At 64.1% G+C, this 14,650-nt stretch carries 19 protein-coding genes; 7 read left to right on the forward strand and 12 right to left on the reverse strand.

Annotation, left to right across the window (positions count from 1 at the left end):
• Positions 1 to 21 precede the first annotated feature (21 nt).
• Genes pcaF through J0O65_RS20095 form a run of 3 tightly spaced genes read right to left on the reverse strand, consistent with a single transcriptional unit; the run spans position 22 to position 2,608 of the window.
• On the reverse strand, positions 22 to 1,224 hold the full coding sequence (gene pcaF, locus J0O65_RS20085; RefSeq protein ID WP_215408996.1) for a 3-oxoadipyl-CoA thiolase: 1,203 nt from the start codon (positions 1,222 to 1,224) through the stop codon (positions 22 to 24).
• Between the two features lie 28 nt (positions 1,225 to 1,252).
• On the reverse strand, positions 1,253 to 1,894 hold the full coding sequence (locus J0O65_RS20090; protein ID WP_215408997.1) for a 3-oxoacid CoA-transferase subunit B: 642 nt from the start codon (positions 1,892 to 1,894) through the stop codon (positions 1,253 to 1,255).
• A 12-nt stretch (positions 1,895 to 1,906) separates the two neighbouring features.
• Entirely contained in the window at positions 1,907 to 2,608 is a 702-nt protein-coding gene (locus J0O65_RS20095; protein ID WP_215408998.1) for a 3-oxoacid CoA-transferase subunit A, read from the reverse strand.
• 164 nt (positions 2,609 to 2,772) lie between these two features.
• Here J0O65_RS20095 and J0O65_RS20100 point away from each other — a divergent pair, with 164 nt between their 5' ends.
• Positions 2,773 to 3,600 (forward strand): IclR family transcriptional regulator domain-containing protein, encoded by an 828-nt coding sequence (locus tag J0O65_RS20100; protein ID WP_215408999.1) that lies wholly within the window; start codon positions 2,773 to 2,775, stop codon positions 3,598 to 3,600.
• Here J0O65_RS20100 and J0O65_RS20105 read toward each other — a convergent pair whose 3' ends face one another.
• The 4 genes from J0O65_RS20105 to J0O65_RS20120 are packed head-to-tail and all read right to left on the reverse strand — an operon-like array spanning position 3,601 to position 5,717.
• Positions 3,601 to 4,458 carry a ChaN family lipoprotein gene (locus tag J0O65_RS20105; protein ID WP_215409000.1) on the reverse strand — a complete coding sequence of 286 codons (858 nt, stop codon included), beginning with the start codon at positions 4,456 to 4,458 and terminating at the stop codon, positions 3,601 to 3,603.
• 43 nt (positions 4,459 to 4,501) lie between these two features.
• Positions 4,502 to 4,930, reverse strand: a complete 429-nt coding sequence (locus J0O65_RS20110; RefSeq protein ID WP_215409082.1) for a YeeE/YedE family protein — start codon at positions 4,928 to 4,930, stop codon at positions 4,502 to 4,504.
• A complete protein-coding gene (locus J0O65_RS20115) occupies positions 4,930 to 5,355 on the reverse strand; it encodes a YeeE/YedE family protein (protein ID WP_215409001.1) in 426 nt (141 codons plus the stop codon). The genes J0O65_RS20110 and J0O65_RS20115 overlap by 1 nt, the downstream gene beginning before the upstream one ends.
• Positions 5,356 to 5,363: 8 nt before the next feature.
• Complete coding sequence (locus J0O65_RS20120; protein ID WP_215409002.1) at positions 5,364 to 5,717, reverse strand: ArsR/SmtB family transcription factor; 354 nt, start codon at positions 5,715 to 5,717, stop codon at positions 5,364 to 5,366.
• 335 nt (positions 5,718 to 6,052) lie between these two features.
• Between J0O65_RS20120 and J0O65_RS20125 the strand changes: the two genes are divergently transcribed.
• Positions 6,053 to 6,460, forward strand: coding sequence for a PEP-CTERM sorting domain-containing protein (locus J0O65_RS20125; protein WP_215409003.1), 408 nt, complete (start codon positions 6,053 to 6,055; stop codon positions 6,458 to 6,460).
• 70 nt (positions 6,461 to 6,530) lie between these two features.
• On the opposite strand, the gene J0O65_RS20130 is transcribed toward J0O65_RS20125, so the two are convergent.
• Genes J0O65_RS20130 through J0O65_RS20145 form a run of 4 tightly spaced genes read right to left on the reverse strand, consistent with a single transcriptional unit; the run spans position 6,531 to position 9,276 of the window.
• On the reverse strand, positions 6,531 to 6,710 hold the full coding sequence (locus J0O65_RS20130; protein ID WP_215409004.1) for a hypothetical protein: 180 nt from the start codon (positions 6,708 to 6,710) through the stop codon (positions 6,531 to 6,533).
• A complete protein-coding gene (locus J0O65_RS20135; protein WP_215409005.1) occupies positions 6,707 to 7,108 on the reverse strand; it encodes a DUF3224 domain-containing protein in 402 nt (133 codons plus the stop codon). The genes J0O65_RS20130 and J0O65_RS20135 overlap by 4 nt, the downstream gene beginning before the upstream one ends.
• Positions 7,108 to 7,695, reverse strand: coding sequence for a DUF1697 domain-containing protein (locus tag J0O65_RS20140; RefSeq protein WP_215409006.1), 588 nt, complete (start codon positions 7,693 to 7,695; stop codon positions 7,108 to 7,110). Before J0O65_RS20140 ends, J0O65_RS20135 begins: the two co-directional genes overlap by 1 nt.
• Positions 7,696 to 7,710: 15 nt before the next feature.
• A complete protein-coding gene (locus tag J0O65_RS20145) occupies positions 7,711 to 9,276 on the reverse strand; it encodes a sensor histidine kinase (RefSeq protein WP_215409007.1) in 1,566 nt (521 codons plus the stop codon).
• A gap of 206 nt (positions 9,277 to 9,482) precedes the next feature.
• On the opposite strand from J0O65_RS20145, the gene J0O65_RS20150 reads away from it, so the two are divergent.
• Together J0O65_RS20150 and J0O65_RS20155 are read left to right on the forward strand one after the other, a co-directional pair.
• Positions 9,483 to 9,821 carry a hypothetical protein gene (locus J0O65_RS20150; RefSeq protein WP_251373865.1) on the forward strand — a complete coding sequence of 113 codons (339 nt, stop codon included), beginning with the start codon at positions 9,483 to 9,485 and terminating at the stop codon, positions 9,819 to 9,821.
• Positions 9,818 to 10,663 carry an HDOD domain-containing protein gene (locus tag J0O65_RS20155; protein ID WP_215409008.1) on the forward strand — a complete coding sequence of 282 codons (846 nt, stop codon included), beginning with the start codon at positions 9,818 to 9,820 and terminating at the stop codon, positions 10,661 to 10,663. Before J0O65_RS20150 ends, J0O65_RS20155 begins: the two co-directional genes overlap by 4 nt.
• A gap of 116 nt (positions 10,664 to 10,779) precedes the next feature.
• On the opposite strand, the gene J0O65_RS20160 is transcribed toward J0O65_RS20155, so the two are convergent.
• Positions 10,780 to 11,106, reverse strand: coding sequence for a hypothetical protein (locus J0O65_RS20160; RefSeq protein ID WP_034746769.1), 327 nt, complete (start codon positions 11,104 to 11,106; stop codon positions 10,780 to 10,782).
• 664 nt (positions 11,107 to 11,770) lie between these two features.
• Here J0O65_RS20160 and miaB point away from each other — a divergent pair.
• Genes miaB through ybeY form a run of 3 tightly spaced genes read left to right on the forward strand, consistent with a single transcriptional unit; the run spans position 11,771 to position 14,647 of the window.
• Entirely contained in the window at positions 11,771 to 13,138 is a 1,368-nt protein-coding gene (miaB, locus tag J0O65_RS20165; protein WP_215409009.1) for a tRNA (N6-isopentenyl adenosine(37)-C2)-methylthiotransferase MiaB, read from the forward strand.
• Positions 13,135 to 14,199 (forward strand): PhoH family protein, encoded by a 1,065-nt coding sequence (locus tag J0O65_RS20170; RefSeq protein ID WP_215409010.1) that lies wholly within the window; start codon positions 13,135 to 13,137, stop codon positions 14,197 to 14,199. The genes miaB and J0O65_RS20170 overlap by 4 nt, the downstream gene beginning before the upstream one ends.
• Complete coding sequence (ybeY, locus tag J0O65_RS20175) at positions 14,183 to 14,647, forward strand: rRNA maturation RNase YbeY (protein ID WP_215409011.1); 465 nt, start codon at positions 14,183 to 14,185, stop codon at positions 14,645 to 14,647. Before J0O65_RS20170 ends, ybeY begins: the two co-directional genes overlap by 17 nt.
• The last annotated feature ends 3 nt before the right edge of the window (positions 14,648 to 14,650 follow it).

The raw sequence follows: 14,650 nt of genomic DNA on the forward strand, positions 1-14,650 counted from the left end.
TTCACCTGCGGGCGCGAGGAATCAGACCCGTTCCAGCACCAGCGCGATGCCCTGGCCCACGCCGATGCACATGGTGCAGAGTGCATAGCGGCCGCCCGTGCGCTGCAGCTGGTTGACGGCCGTCATGGCCAGGCGCGCGCCCGACGCGCCCAGCGGGTGACCGAGGGCGATCGCGCCGCCATTCGGGTTCACGCGCGGGTCGTCGTCGGGCAAGCCCAGCTGGCGCAGCACGGCCAGTCCCTGGGCCGCGAACGCTTCGTTCAGTTCGATGACGTCGAAGTCGGCCAGGCTCAAGCCCGTCATGGCCAGCACTTTCAGGGTGGCGGGCGCGGGGCCGATGCCCATGATGCGCGGCGCCACGCCGGCCGTCGCCATGGCCACGACGCGGGCGCGCGGCGTCAGGCCGAAGCGGGCCGCGTTGGCCTCGTCAGCCAGCAGCAGGGCCGCCGCGCCATCGTTGACGCCGGAGGCGTTGCCGGCCGTGACGGTACCGTCCGCGCGCACGACGGGTTTGAGTTTGGCCAGGGTGTCCAAGGTGGTGGCGCGCGGATGCTCGTCGCGGGTGACGACGACGGGCTCGCCCTTCTTCTGGGCGATGCTGACGGCACAGATTTCGCCGTCGAACACGCCCACCTGCTGCGCCGCCAGTGCCTTGACCTGGCTGGCCAGGGCGAACGCATCCTGATCAAGACGGCTGATGCCGAAGTCGCTGGCTACGTTTTCCGCCGTCTCCGGCATCGAATCGACGCCATACCGCGCCTTCATCAAGGGGTTGATGAAGCGCCAGCCGATGGTCGTGTCTTCCATTTTCATGCCGCGCGCAAAGGCGCTGTCGGCCTTGCCCATGACGAATGGCGCGCGGCTCATGCTTTCCACGCCGCCGGCGATCAGCAAGCCCGCTTCGCCGCTCTTGATGAAGCGCGCGGCGCTGCCGATGGCGTCCAGGCCCGAACCGCACAGGCGGTTCAGGGTGGCGCCCGGCACGCTGTCGGGCAAGCCGGCCAGCAAGGCGGCCATGCGCGCCACGTTGCGGTTGTCCTCGCCCGCCTGGTTGGCGCAGCCATACAGCACATCCGTGACGGCCGTCCAGTCCACGCCGGGGTTGCGCGCCATCAAGGCACGGATGGGTACGGCGCCCAGGTCGTCGGCGCGCACGCTGGACAGGCTGCCGCCATAGCGGCCAAACGGTGTGCGCTGCGCGTCGCAAATGTATGCGTGGGTCATGTTCTTTCCTCCAAGAAAGTGATTTAAATTAACGTCCGTCCGTCAGTGGCACGGCCGTCAACGCTTGCAGCTGCTCGAAACTCAGGCCATCGGCCAGTTCGACCACCGTGGCGCCGTTTGGCCCCAGGTCGAGCACGGCCAGGTCGCCGTAGATGCGGCTGACGCAGGCGATGCCCGTCAGCGGATAGCTGCACGCCTGCACCAGCTTGCTTTCACCCGTCTTCGTCAGCAATTCCATCATGACCCAGGTTTTTTTCGCGCCGATGGCCAGGTCCATGGCCCCGCCCACGGCGGGGATGGCGTCGGGCGCGCCCGTGTGCCAGTTGGCCAGGTCGCCCGTGGCGGACACCTGGAAAGCGCCCAGCACGCAGATGTCCAGGTGGCCGCCGCGCATCATGGCGAAGCTGTCGGCGTGGTGAAAATAGCTGCCGCCGGGCAGCAGGGTGACGGGCTGCTTGCCCGCGTTGATCAGGTCATAGTCTTCTTCGCCCGGCGCGGGCGCCGGGCCCATGCCGATCACGCCGTTTTCGCTGTGCAGGATGATGTCGGCGCCGGCCGGCAAGTGGTTCGCCACCAGGGTCGGCAAGCCGATGCCCAGGTTCACGACGGCGCCCTCATGGATGTCGGCCGCCACGCGGGCCGCCATCTGGTCTCGATTCCATTTATTCATGTTATTTCTTTCTCAAGCTGCGGCTTTGAAGCCGGCCGGGCCGGTGGCCGTGCGCGGTACTTGCACGAGGCGCTGCACGAACAGGCCCGGCGTGATGACGTGCTCGGGGTCGATGCTGCCCAGCTCAAGCACCTCGTGCACGGAAGCAATGCTGACCTTGGCGGCCATGGCCATGATCGGGCCGAAGTTGCGCGCCGTCTTGCGGTAAGTCAGGTTGCCCCAGCGGTCACCCTGCTCCGCCTTGATCAGCGCGAAGTCGGCGTGGATGGGCGACTCGAACACATACATGCGGCCGTCGATCTCGCGCGTTTCCTTGCCCTTGGCCAGATCCGTGCCATAGCCGGTGGGCGTGAAAAAGCCGCCGATGCCGGCGCCGGCGGCGCGGATGCGCTCGGCCAGATTCCCCTGCGGCACCAGTTCCAGTTCCAGCTTGCCCGCGCGGTACAGGGCGTCGAAGACATGGGAGTCGGCCTGGCGCGGGAACGAGCAGATGATCTTGCGCACCTGCCCGTTTTTCAGCAGGGCGGCCAGGCCCGTGTCGCCATTGCCCGCGTTGTTGTTGACGATGACGAGGTCGCGCGCGCCGTGGGCGATCAAGCCGTCGATCAGCTCGGCCGGCTGGCCCGCGCCGCCGAAGCCGCCAATCATGACGGTGGCGCCATCGTGGATATCGGCCAGCGCATCACGGACGCTGGAACGCAGTTTGTCGATCATTGCTGTCTCCTCCCAATCACACCATCGGCTATTTGTTCGAATAACGAACAAATATTCGTATTTAGAACTTATTCGTGAGAATATGCCTGATCGGGGCGCTTGTCAATTTGCCGTTTTCGCCGGCGCCATGGCTATAATTGCCACCTTGATCAATTGGAATCGCCATGACCGACCGCAGCAGCACGCCCCTTTCCGCCGAAGAACTCCCCGATGCCGACGGCGCGCCCCGTCCCGGCGACAGCTATGTGCAATCGTTCGCGCGCGGCCTGGCCGTGCTGCGCAGTTTTGGCGCGGAGGCGCCGCAACAGACCCTGAGCGAAGTGGCGGAGCGGGCGCAGCTGACGCGCGCCGGCGCGCGGCGCATCCTGCACACCTTGCTGCATCTCGGTTATGTGGAAGCGGATGGACGGCTGTTCCGCCTGACGCCCAAGGTGCTCGACCTCGGTTACGCCTACCTGTCGTCCTTGCCCGTGTGGACGCAGGCGCAGCCGCTGCTGGAAGAATTGATGCAGACCTTGCGCCAGTCGTGCTCGGCCACCGTGCTCGACGGCGACGACATCGTGTATGTGGTGCGCCTGTCCGCGCACCGCACCATGTCGATCAACCTGGGCATCGGCAGCCGCCTGCCCGCCTATTGCACCTCGATGGGACGGGTCTTGCTGTCGGGCCTGGCGCCCGAGGTGCTGCGCGAACGGCTGTCGAAGATGGCGCTGCTGAAAATCACGCCGGCGACCAAGGTCGATATCGAGGTCTTGATGGAAGAGATTGCGCAAGTGCGGCGCCAGGGCTGGTGCCTGGTGCAGGAGGAGCTGGAACAGGGCTTGATCGCCCTGGCCGCGCCCGTGTTCGACCGGGCCGGCAAGGTGGTGGCGGCGATCAACGTCAGCGGGCAGACGGCGGGGCCGTCCGTGGCGCACCTGCTGGAACACAGCCTGCCGAAACTGCTCGATACGGCAAGCCGGGTCAGCGCCGTGGTGCGGGTGCAGCAGTAATTATTGTTTAAACTTGGCGCACGGGTCAGGGCGCGGCTGCGCCGGCATCGTTTGCGTCAGGTCGAAGGTGCCCTGGTAGCCGCCGACGCCCTGTTCCAGGTAGCCGATGCTGCGCACGTTCAGTTGCGGGTCGGCCAGCTTCAGCCAGCGTGGCACGCCGATATCCTTGCGCACATGCACATTGCCGGCGATCAGCACCACGTCGCGCGGCGCCTGGTCGCGGATCAGCTTGGCCATCCAGATATCGCGCGCCACCTGGGCGTTGACGACGCCTTTCATCATCATGTCGGGCAGCATGTTGCAGCGGGCCGCCCGGACTTCCTTCTCTTGCCCGTCGAGGATGTCGGCCGGCACGGGCGCGGCCAGGTAGGTGGCCACCATGGCGGGCGGCATGGCCCACTGGATGCCGTCGCGCACGATGCGCGAGGCATCGGCCGGCGACAGGTTGCCGGCGACCAGGGTCAGCTGGTAGCTGATGACGAGGTCCAGCACGGGCCGGTACAAGCTCCAGTCCCAGCGCGGCTGTTCCATCACGCGGATGATGCAATCGGGGTCGGCGCAATCGCGCGCGGCGCGCGTCAGCAAGGCCTGGTTTTCGCGGTCGAACTGTTCCATGACGATGACGGGACGCCAGCCGGCGGCCAGGCGGCGCTGCAATTCGGCGACGCGCAGGCGCTGGCCTTGCGCATTGTCATGCACTTCACCCAGCAGCAACACTTGCGGATTGGGCAAGGCGTCGGCCACGGGGGCGGGAGCGGGCGGCGCTTCCTTCTTCAGCAGGCTGCCGCAGGCGGCCAGCGCCAGCACGCTGCACAGCAGGGCGGTGTGCGCGCCGGCGCGGAAAATCACGGTCTTCATGTCAACGGGTATCCAGAGTGGCGATGCGCCAGATTGTACCGTCTCAGGCCGGCGCCGGCAGCTTGCGGCGCTCCAGTACTTCAAAGACAAACATGCCGGCCAGCATGGCGCCGGCAAACAGCCAGGCCTTCGGCTGGCCCGCCAGCAGGGACACGAGGGCGGGGCCGGGACAGAAACCGGCGACGCCCCAGCCCGCGCCAAAGGCCAGGCTGCCCAGCAGCAAGCGCCGGTCGATGCGGCGCGACGTTGGCAATTGCATGGGCTCGCCCAGCAGCGCCGTGCCGCGCCGCCGCGCCAGCCAGAAGGCCGGCATGGCCACGCCGATGGCGCCGCCCATCACCAGCGCCAGCGACGGATCCCAGGCGCCGGCCAGGTCGAGGAAACCGAGCACCTTGGCCGGGTTGCTCATGCCGGAGACGATCAGGCCCAGACCAAAGACGAGGCCGCTCAACAGGGAGAACAGGATTTTCATCATAGATGGCGCAACAGATAGACGGTGAGGAAACCGGCCGCCATGAAGGCCATGGTGGCCGCCAGCGAACGGGGAGACAGGCGCGACAGGCCGCACACGCCGTGGCCGCTGGTGCAGCCGGCGCCGTAGCGCACGCCCACACCCACCAGCAGGCCTGCCACGATCAAGGCGGGCGTACCCGCATCGATCTGCACGGGTGGCAAGGCTTGCCACAGCTGGTACAGCAGGGGCGTGCCGATCAGGCCGGCAAGAAAGGCGATGCGCCAGCCCAGGTCGCCACTGCGCGGGCGCAGCAGGCCGCCGAGGATGCCGCTGATGCCGGCGATGCGGCCATTGAACAGGATCAAGAGCGCCGCCGCCAGGCCGATCAGCATGCCGCCGGCCAGCGACGCCCACGGCGTGAAATTTTGCCAGGCAATAGTCATGGTGGGCCTCAGTCGGCTTCGTCGTTGAACGGGGGCAGCGGCGCGCAAAACTGCGCGTACAGCACTTGCAGCACGGCCAGCACGGGCGCGCTGGCGACGCGGTAATAGATCTGCTTGCCGTCGCGCCGCGTGGCCACCAGCATCTCTTCGCGCAGCACGCCCAGCTGCTGCGACAGGGTCGGCTGGCCGATGCCCACTTTCTGTTCGAGGTCGCTGACGCAATGCTCGCCCTGCGATAGCTGGCACAGCAGCATCAATCGGTCGGCATTGCCCATGGCCTTGAGCAGCGAACTGGCCTTGTAGGCCGCGCCGCGCATGGCGTCGAGCTTGTATTCGGCGTGTTGTGTTGCAACTGTTTCCATCTTGCCCTCCCACAGGCGGTCATATTGATCATCATGCGACAAACAATATACTAATCAATATATTGTTTTCCTGCTGGCGATTCGCACAAAAAAACAACAGTGTTTTTTTCAGCGATAGCGTAGTCATGCAAAGTGTGCGGCAGCGATCATGTTTGCGCTATCAAAATGACAAATATTCGTAATAAGCAGGAAATAAACGTATCAAAATTGTCACGATCTGTGCTGTAATGGGAATACTGCAGAAAAACCATGATACGCCCCCGTACAGGCGAATTGTCCGTCCATGCGCAAGCCGGTTTCGGCTGCGCCGCGCGGTGAACAACAGGGAGAGCAAGATGGGAATCAATCCGCCCCTATGCGTGGCCTTGCTGGCGCTGTCGGCCAGCACATGGAGCATGGCGGCAGTCAGCGACACCGCGACCGGCAAGCTGCAGGAAGCCGGCGAACAGGTGACGATCGATGAAAGCATCAGCTTGAATAATAATCCCGGCTGGGAAACACCGGACTTGCCGTATGCACGCCTGCTGGCCAGCAGCAACGCGAGCACGGCCCCGCACTGGAGCACCATAGGCGCGCGTCATGCGGCGCTGGCGCCACCCAGGCCCATGACGGCCGCGCCCGCTCAGCAAGCCAGCGTGCCGGCCCCCGTGCCAGAAGCAAGCATGTATTCGATGTTGCTGGTGGGAATAGGCCTGGTGGCCTTGAGCCTGCACGGCGAAAAACAGGAAAAATTCGATAATTGACGGCGCCGGCACTGGCACGGCATTGCTGAAAAACATTCCGCCTGGTGCGGAATGTTTTTTTATGACGCCATCATTTGTCCAGCAGGCGGCAGACCCGTTCGATATTGCCCACCGGAATGTTTGATTTCAGGGCGCGCGCGATGCAGGCCGCCTTGTCCGTGCCGGAGGCGGAAATGAGCACGAAGGTCGTGCCCAGCGCGCTGACGGCGACCAGCAGGATCAGCACGCCCTTGACGATATCCCAGTTCATGGCGCTTCAGCAATCGCATACGTGAAGTCATAATAATGCTTGCCGCCTTCGATGCGGATGGCCAGGCTGCCCGACAGCCCTTGCAACTGCTCCGTCCCCGTATCGGGCACCACCGTCACTGACAAGGCGGGCGCGCCGCGCGTCATGCTGCCGCTGTGCTGCAAGTAAAAAATGCCGTGACGCCCGTCCAGGCTGCCTTCCACCCGCTCCAGCGCCACATAGCCTGCCGAGCCAGCCACGGCGGCGCGCACGCTGAGCATCTCGCCGTGCGCGCTGGCGTCGAGGGCGCCGTGGTAACGCTTGGCCAGCGACAGGCGTGCCAGCCCCGATTGCGCGGCCGTGTCGGACAAGGTTTCCGGGGTGAGGGTGACGTCGAATGTCCCTGTAATGGAAGGCATCAATGCTCCTTGGCAAATGAGGATGTGGCGGCCGCATCCGGCCCGTTCAGCAGCACATGCAATTTTTGCATGGTGGCCCAGTTGCGCGAGGTGACGCCATCGCCCAGCAGCACGCCCAGCGCCGCCACCAGCTTGCTGGCCAGCACGCCATCGGGACACCAGGCATACGCGGCCCAGCGTCCCAGCGCCAGCGCTTCGGGCTGCCACGGCTGCTGCAAGAGCGGCGCCAGACGCTGGATGTCGGCCGGATTGTTCAGCACCAAGGTCAGCAGACGGGCCGCATCGGCCGCCGGCGCCAGGGGGTTTTGTTCGATCAATTCGGCAAACTGGCTGGCCGACAGCACCGTCACCCTGGCCGCCACGCCCAGTTTCAGCACCAGCGCCTCCTCGATGCGGGCAGCGGCGTCGGCCGGCGCCACCTTGCCCCCGTCATACACGACGTTGCCACTGTTGAGTACAGTGCGCACCTGCGTAAAACCCAGGTCGCCCAGCAGCTTGCGCAAGTCGGCCATGGCCACGCGCTTGGCGCGGCCCACATTGATCCCGCGCAAAAGCGCCACTTGCTGACTATTTTCTGGCTGTGCCATGTCTCTTCTCCTTGCCTAGGCCGGACTGCTGGCGCTTTCCGGCAACGGCGTCACCGTGGGCAGGCGCAGCAGGAACGTCGCGCCCTGGCCCAGGATGCTGCTGACCGTGATGGTGCCGCCAAACTGCTTGGCAATCAAGTTGAACACGATATTCAAGCCCAGTCCCGTGCCGCCCTGCCCCCGCCGCGTGGTGACAAACGGGTCGAACACGCGGTCGAGCATGTCGGGCGCGATGCCGCGGCCGTCGTCGCGCACCTGCATGGCGATCGCGTCGCCGTCGCGGCGCACGCCGATATGGATGTTGCCGGCCGTGTCCGCATCGAAGGCGTGCTCGACGCAGTTCAACACCAGGTTGGTCAGCACCTGCGCCAGCGCGCCCGGATAGCTGTCGAGCATGATGTCGGGCGGGCAATCGATATCGATGCGGATGCGCGTCTTTTTCAGGGTCGGCTGCAGGCTCGAGATCACTTCACCGATATAGTCGCGTAATTCGAACAAACGGCGCGCCTCGCTGACCTGGTCGACGGCGATCTGCTTGAAGCTGTGAATCAGGTGCGCGGCGCGATAGGCATTGTTCATGATCAGCCGCGCGCTCTCGCCGGCCGTTTCCAGGTAGCGCACGATGTCGGTCTTCTTGACGCTGCCGCCAGCCACGGCCTCGCTGATGTGATCGGTGGCTTCCTTCAGCACCGAGGCGCTGGTCAGCGCGATACCGACCGGGGTATTGATTTCATGCGCCACGCCCGCCACCAGGCTGCCCAGCGAGGCCAGGCGTTCCGACTGCAGCAATGATTCCTGCGCGCGGCGCAGCTCGTCCATGGCCTGCGCCGTCTCCTGCTGCGAGCGGCGCGCCATGTCTTCCGCCTCGCGGCTGCCCTCGATGATGGACTTGAGCTTGCGCTGCACGGCGTTGAAGCCGCGGATCACGTCGCCCAGCTCGTCGCGCCGGTTTTCCGGCAGCTCTTCGACGTCGTCGCTGCCGCGCGTGGCCAGGTCGATCAAGCCGTCACGCAACTGTTTCAGGGGATCAAAGACGATGCGCAGGCTCAGCGCCAGGGCGCCGACCAAAATGATGTCCAGCAGCAAAACTTCCAGCACCTTGCGCCGCACTTCGCTGCGCAGGGCCGCATCGATCTGGGCGCGGCTGAAATTGACGATGACCTTGCCAACGATCACCGGCTTGCCGCCACTGGCGGCGGCCACGGCGTCGCGGAAGACCAGCGGCGCCTCGACGGGCGTGCCGCCCATGGCGACGTCGGAGGTCAAAGGCACGAGGGTGCCGGCCGCGTCGCGCACTTCGCCCGCGAACAGGCCGACCGAGGCGTCGTACACGCGAATGCCGACCAGTTCCGGCGGCAGCATTTCAGCCGCGACGATGCTGTCGACCTTGGACTTATCGAGATCCCACAGGGCGGAAGGCAAGCTGGTCTGCAAGCGCGTGAGCACGCCGCTGCGCAGGCGCGCGCTGCCCGATTCGAGTTCCTGGCTCAGTGTATATTGGGTATAGCTGCCCGAAATGCCCAGCACCAGGGTGACGATCACGACAAAAAGCAGGGTCAGCCGGACTTTGATACTCACCATCAATCGATACTCCCCGGGCCAGGCCGGCCGCCAGCCCGCGGCGCGGGCGCACAGACGTCAGCGGACAACAGCCTGAATCAAATGTACGGTATGACATGCTTATTGGCAAGATTTACAGCAATGGCGTTTTCCACAACGGCCTTGATACAGGTTGAGACATTGCGTCATGGCAATGGTAATATCCCGCAATCATCTAAGGAGTCGTCATGACGGTCATGCATCAACATCTCCCCCTGGAACAAGTTCGTCCTGGCATGGTCTTGTCGGATGTCTTGCTCGATGCGCATGGACAAGTGCTGTTGCCGCAAGGCGCGGTATTGACGGAAAACATGCTGGCTCTGATGCCGCGCCACAACATCGACATGCTGCCGATCCAGGCGCCGCCACCGTCGCCGGAAGAAATCGCCGCGCAACGGGCGGCCGATAGCGAACGGCTGGCTTACCTGTTCCGCAAGCACGACCCGGACGATCCCCTGGACGCGGCCACCACCTTGCTGCGCAACTATGTCACGGCTTACCGCCTGGGTAGGGGAGAGGCCGCATGAGCACCCTGCTGACGCTCGACGATATCGTCGCCCGCCTCGATGACCTGCCGTCGCTGCCCGCCGTCGTCATGGAACTGTTGAATAGCATCGACCAGGAAGACGTCGATATTTCCGTGCTGGCAAAAAAAGTGTCGTACGACCAGGCGCTGACGGCGAAAACCCTGCGCCTGGCCAATTCGTCGCAATATGGCTTGCAAGTGAAAGCCACCACCATCCAGCAGGCGATCACCTACCTGGGCTTCCAGACCACGCGCAGCCTGATCACGTCGGCCGCCATCACGGGCTGCTTCCCGGAAGGACGCTGCCCCGGCTTTGACGACAAGGCCTTCTGGCGCCATTCGGTGGCGACGGCCGCCTGCGCCAAGGTGCTGGCGCGGCAGATCCGCTTCAACCAGGATTACGCGTTCACGGCCGGCTTGCTGCATAACATCGGCCGCCTGGTGCTGGTCAGCAGCTTTCCCGCCCAGTACGCGCAGGCGATCGCCTACCAGGCGGCGCACGATTGCAGCCTGCTCGAAGCGGAGCAAACCGTGCTGGGCGTGGACCACGTGCAGGCAGGCGTGGCGCTGGCCGAACACTGGAATTTTTCCGACACCATGCGCCTGGCGCTGGCCAATTACCTGCAGCCGGAAACGCCGGGGGCAGGCTTCCTCGCGTCGCTGATCCACGTGGCCAATGCGCTGGTTTGCGCGCTCGACCTGGCGCAGGCGGGCGACGACATGGTGCCGCGCGTCTCGCCGGTGGCCTGGGACGCGCTGGGCCTGAGCGAAGACACGTATCTGCAGCTGTTCCGCGAAACGGAACTGCGCTACGACGAAATCACTTCGGCACTGCTGAGCTAAGCATTGCCGCAAACACAAACGGCTCTCGCCGCGAAGCGAAAGCCGTCAAGGGTACTGCGGTGTGTCCATGCCGCCGGCAGCCAAGCAAGCGGCACGGTCAGCGTCCAACCGCCACATCAGTGCGCGTAATTCGATTCTTGCGCATCGCCGCGGTCTTCCGCTTTTGGACGGCCCTGGGCGTCGGACAAACGATACTTGGTGCGGCGGTCGCCCATCAAGTCGCGCAAGTCGCGGATGCTCATGCCCGTCACTTCGTGCATGCGGATCAGCAGCGAAGCGCCGACCGGCAAGCGGTGGTGGCGAATCTTGCTGATGACGGGTGGCGCCACTTCGAGCAGACGCGACAGGGCTGCATCGTTTTTCAGCTGCATCTTGCTCAGCAGAATGTCCAGCAGGTGATTCGGGTTGTAACTCTCTTGTGATGCTAATGCATGATGTGCCATGATTTTTCCTCGTCTGGTGAATGTAGAAAATAATGCCGATACGAACTTAAGGCTGGCTTAGCGTGTACAAATAAACGTCTGTCCATCGGATTCAGCCCTCCCCCCTTGTCGTACTGCCTGTACAGGACTCGCACAGCCACGCCCAGCCAACGTACGCAACCTGCCGCGTGAGTAAATGCACGTGCAACCCACTGAAATGAATTGCATATAAGGCAATATACTAGCCCAAACACGCGGCATCTGCGCCTCGCGCAAACTTCCTGATTGTTAAATATCAATCAAGCTGCTGGTTGGCTTGGCAACGATGCCATTTCAACACATTAGGACGCCGGCGCGCGCACACAAGGCTTTGCAGCAACTTGTTACAAATCAATGGTGTCGCTGGGCAATAAATGCTTTGGAGCATCGCGACACATGACGGCATAGGCAAGCGGCAACCTTGTCGGCAAGGTAAGCACGACATGGCCCGCCCCGGCGATTTACGCTAAACTATGGCCTGAACTTGCAGCGAGCCTGCCAGCGGGAAGCCAGAGGCGCCCGGTCGGTCCTCCACCGCCTGCCACCCCGAGCGGCGCACAGCGCGAGCCCCCTGCCCGGCTTATTTTCCGCCACACTTGCTTGCCCACTTATTTGCTGCCACATTTACCGATAAGCATCCGACTCCATGCAGAAAAAAGTATTCATTAAAACCTTCGGCTGCCAAATGAACGAGTACGACTCGGACAAGATGGCCGACGTGCTGGGCGCTTCCGATGGCCTGGTGCGCACCGACACGCCGGAAGATGCCGATGTGATCCTGCTCAATACCTGCTCCGTGCGCGAAAAGGCGCAGGAAAAAGTGTTTTCCGACCTGGGCCGTCTGCGCGAGCTGAAACTGGCCAAGCCGCACCTGTTGATTGGCGTGGGCGGCTGCGTGGCGTCGCAGGAAGGCGACGCCATCGTCAAGCGCGCGCCGTATGTCGACATGGTGTTCGGCCCGCAAACCCTGCACCGCCTGCCGCAGATGATCGAACTGCGCCGCGCCAGCGGCGATGCGCAAGTCGACATCAGCTTCCCGGAAATCGAGAAGTTCGACCACATGCCGCCGGCCAAGGTGGACGGCGCCTCGGCGTTTGTTTCCATCATGGAAGGCTGCAGCAAATATTGCAGCTACTGCGTCGTGCCCTACACGCGCGGCGAGGAAGTGTCGCGCCGCTTCGAGGACGTGCTGACGGAAGTGGCGGGCCTGGCCGCCCAGGGCGTCAAGGAAATCACCCTGCTGGGCCAGAACGTCAACGCCTACCGTGGCGCGATGGAAGGCGGCGAGATCGCCGACTTCGCCCTGCTGCTCGAATACGTGGCCGACATTCCCGGCATCGAGCGCATGCGCTTCGTCACCAGCCACCCGAAGGAATTCACGCAGCGCCTGATCGACGCCTACGCGAAGATCCCGCAGCTGGTCGACCATTTGTATCTGCCGGCGCAGCACGGTTCCGACAAGATCCTCGGCGCCATGAAGCGCGGCTACACGGGCCTCGAATACAAGTCCATCATCCGCCGCATCCGCGCCGTGCGCCCGAACATGGCGATTTCCTCCGACTTCATCGTCGGCTTCCCCGGCGAGACCCAGGCCGACTTCGACGCCATGATGAAGCTGATCGCCGACGTCGGCTTCGACAACAGCTACAGCTTCATCTTCAGCAAGCGCCCCGGCACGCCGGCCGCCAGCCTGGAAGACGATACGCCGCATGAGGTCAAGCTGGCCCGGCTGCAGCAGCTGCAGGCGGCCATCGACGCCAACACGCGCACATACAGCCTGGCCATGGTGGGCACGGTGCAAACCATCCTCGTCGAAGGCCGCTCGAAGAAGGACACGGATGATAGCGAGCTGCAAGGCCGCACGGAAAACAACCGCGTGGTCAACTTCGACGCCGGCCCGGACGCGCTGCAGCTGGTCGGCCAGCTGGTCGACGTGCGCATCACCGAAAGCCATTCCTACACCCTGCGCGGCGAACTCGTCGCCAGCGCCCCCGCATTGAAAAGAGCCAGTTGAAAACCAAAGCCCCGATACAGCCGCATTACTTCATCCCCGAGCCGCTGGACAACACGCGCCTGGCGCATCTGTGCGGCCCGCTCGATGAAAACCTGCGCCAGATTTCCGCCGCCCTCGACGTGACGATCTTTCGCCGCGGCGAGAAATTCATCGTCGGCGGCAGCAATGCCGAGCGCGCGGTGGAAATCCTCGAACAGTTCTACGCCATCGCCAACAAGGTGGTACCGCTGGAAGAAGTACAGCTGGCCCTGGTGGAACAGCGCGCGGGCCTGTCCGCCGCCTCGGAACACCACGCCAACGCGCCTATCAGCACCTTCGTCGAGCCGGACATCGCCAGCCCCGTGCTGAAAACGCGGCGCGCCGACCTGCGCGGGCGCACGCCGCACCAGATCGCCTACCTGCGCGACATCCTCGAACACGACATCAGCTTCGGCGTGGGCCCGGCCGGCACGGGCAAGACGTATCTGGCCGTCGCCTGCGCCGTCGACGCGCTCGAACGCGACGCCGTCAAGCGCATCATTTTGACGCGCCCCGCCGTCGAAGCGGGCGAACGCCTGGGCTTCCTGCCCGGCGACCTGGCGCAAAAGGTCGATCCGTATCTGCGTCCCCTGTACGATGCGCTGTACGATTTGCTGGGCTTTGACCGCACGCAAAAACTGTTTGAAAAACAGGTGATCGAGATCGCCCCGCTGGCCTACATGCGCGGGCGCACCCTGAACCACGCCTTCGTCATCCTCGACGAGGCGCAAAACACGACCGTCGAACAGATGAAGATGTTCTTGACGCGCATCGGCTTCGGCAGCAAGGCCGTGGTGACGGGCGACGTGACGCAAGTCGATCTGCACAAGAGCCAGACGAGCGGCCTGATCGACGCCGTGCACGTATTGAAGGACGTGCGCGGCATCGGCTTCACGCAATTTAACAGCACCGATGTGGTGCGACACCCGCTCGTCGCGCGCATCGTCGACGCCTATGAAACGGCGCAGGCGGCCAACGCCGACGCCGCCCAGTTACTGCCCCTCTTGAAATCCACTGCCGCCAAACATGTCCGAAAAAAATAAACTGTCCTTGTCCGTGCAATACCCGGACGCCCGCCTGGCAACCCTGATCACGCGGCCGAAAGTGCGCCGCTGGGTCAAGGCGGCCCTGCTCGCCCCGGCCGAATTCACCATCCGCTTCGTCGATGCCGAGGAGGGCCGCAGCCTGAACCGCGATTACCGCGAAAAGGACTACGCCACCAACGTGCTGACCTTCGCCTACAACGAAGGCGAAGAATTGAATGACGACGAGCCGACGCGCGCCGACATCATCCTGTGCACGGACGTGCTGGAAAAGGAAGCGGCCGAGCAAAAGAAGAGCGTGGAAGAGCACACGGCCCACCTGATCGTGCACGGCGTGCTGCATGCGCAGGGCTACGACCACATGGATGACGAGGAAGCGGCCGAGATGGAGGGACTGGAGACGGAGATCCTGGCCAAACTCGGCATCACCGACCCGTACAAGGAGTAAGAC

The organism is Janthinobacterium sp. JC611 (genome assembly GCF_018682595.1).
Taxonomy (GTDB): domain Bacteria; phylum Pseudomonadota; class Gammaproteobacteria; order Burkholderiales; family Burkholderiaceae_D; genus Janthinobacterium.

Bases quoted from the DNA above. Each gene is read 5' to 3' on its own strand.
- J0O65_RS20140 (WP_215409006.1), bottom strand. From the start codon at position 7,695: ATGGCACAGCCAGAAAATAGTCAGCAAGTGGCGCTTTTGCGCGGGATC.
- J0O65_RS20150 (WP_251373865.1), top strand. From the start codon at position 9,483: ATGACGGTCATGCATCAACATCTCCCCCTGGAACAAGTTCGTCCTGGC.
- J0O65_RS20095 (WP_215408998.1), bottom strand. From the start codon at position 2,608: ATGATCGACAAACTGCGTTCCAGCGTCCGTGATGCGCTGGCCGATATC.
- J0O65_RS20145 (WP_215409007.1), bottom strand. From the start codon at position 9,276: ATGGTGAGTATCAAAGTCCGGCTGACCCTGCTTTTTGTCGTGATCGTC.
- pcaF (WP_215408996.1), bottom strand. From the start codon at position 1,224: ATGACCCACGCATACATTTGCGACGCGCAGCGCACACCGTTTGGCCGC.
- J0O65_RS20105 (WP_215409000.1), bottom strand. From the start codon at position 4,458: ATGAAGACCGTGATTTTCCGCGCCGGCGCGCACACCGCCCTGCTGTGC.
- J0O65_RS20115 (WP_215409001.1), bottom strand. From the start codon at position 5,355: ATGACTATTGCCTGGCAAAATTTCACGCCGTGGGCGTCGCTGGCCGGC.
- J0O65_RS20120 (WP_215409002.1), bottom strand. From the start codon at position 5,717: ATGGAAACAGTTGCAACACAACACGCCGAATACAAGCTCGACGCCATG.
- J0O65_RS20090 (WP_215408997.1), bottom strand. From the start codon at position 1,894: ATGAATAAATGGAATCGAGACCAGATGGCGGCCCGCGTGGCGGCCGAC.
- J0O65_RS20110 (WP_215409082.1), bottom strand. From the start codon at position 4,930: ATGAAAATCCTGTTCTCCCTGTTGAGCGGCCTCGTCTTTGGTCTGGGC.
- J0O65_RS20100 (WP_215408999.1), top strand. From the start codon at position 2,773: ATGACCGACCGCAGCAGCACGCCCCTTTCCGCCGAAGAACTCCCCGAT.
- J0O65_RS20160 (WP_034746769.1), bottom strand. From the start codon at position 11,106: ATGGCACATCATGCATTAGCATCACAAGAGAGTTACAACCCGAATCAC.
- J0O65_RS20155 (WP_215409008.1), top strand. From the start codon at position 9,818: ATGAGCACCCTGCTGACGCTCGACGATATCGTCGCCCGCCTCGATGAC.
- ybeY (WP_215409011.1), top strand. From the start codon at position 14,183: ATGTCCGAAAAAAATAAACTGTCCTTGTCCGTGCAATACCCGGACGCC.
- J0O65_RS20125 (WP_215409003.1), top strand. From the start codon at position 6,053: ATGGGAATCAATCCGCCCCTATGCGTGGCCTTGCTGGCGCTGTCGGCC.
- J0O65_RS20130 (WP_215409004.1), bottom strand. From the start codon at position 6,710: ATGAACTGGGATATCGTCAAGGGCGTGCTGATCCTGCTGGTCGCCGTC.
- miaB (WP_215409009.1), top strand. From the start codon at position 11,771: ATGCAGAAAAAAGTATTCATTAAAACCTTCGGCTGCCAAATGAACGAG.
- J0O65_RS20135 (WP_215409005.1), bottom strand. From the start codon at position 7,108: ATGCCTTCCATTACAGGGACATTCGACGTCACCCTCACCCCGGAAACC.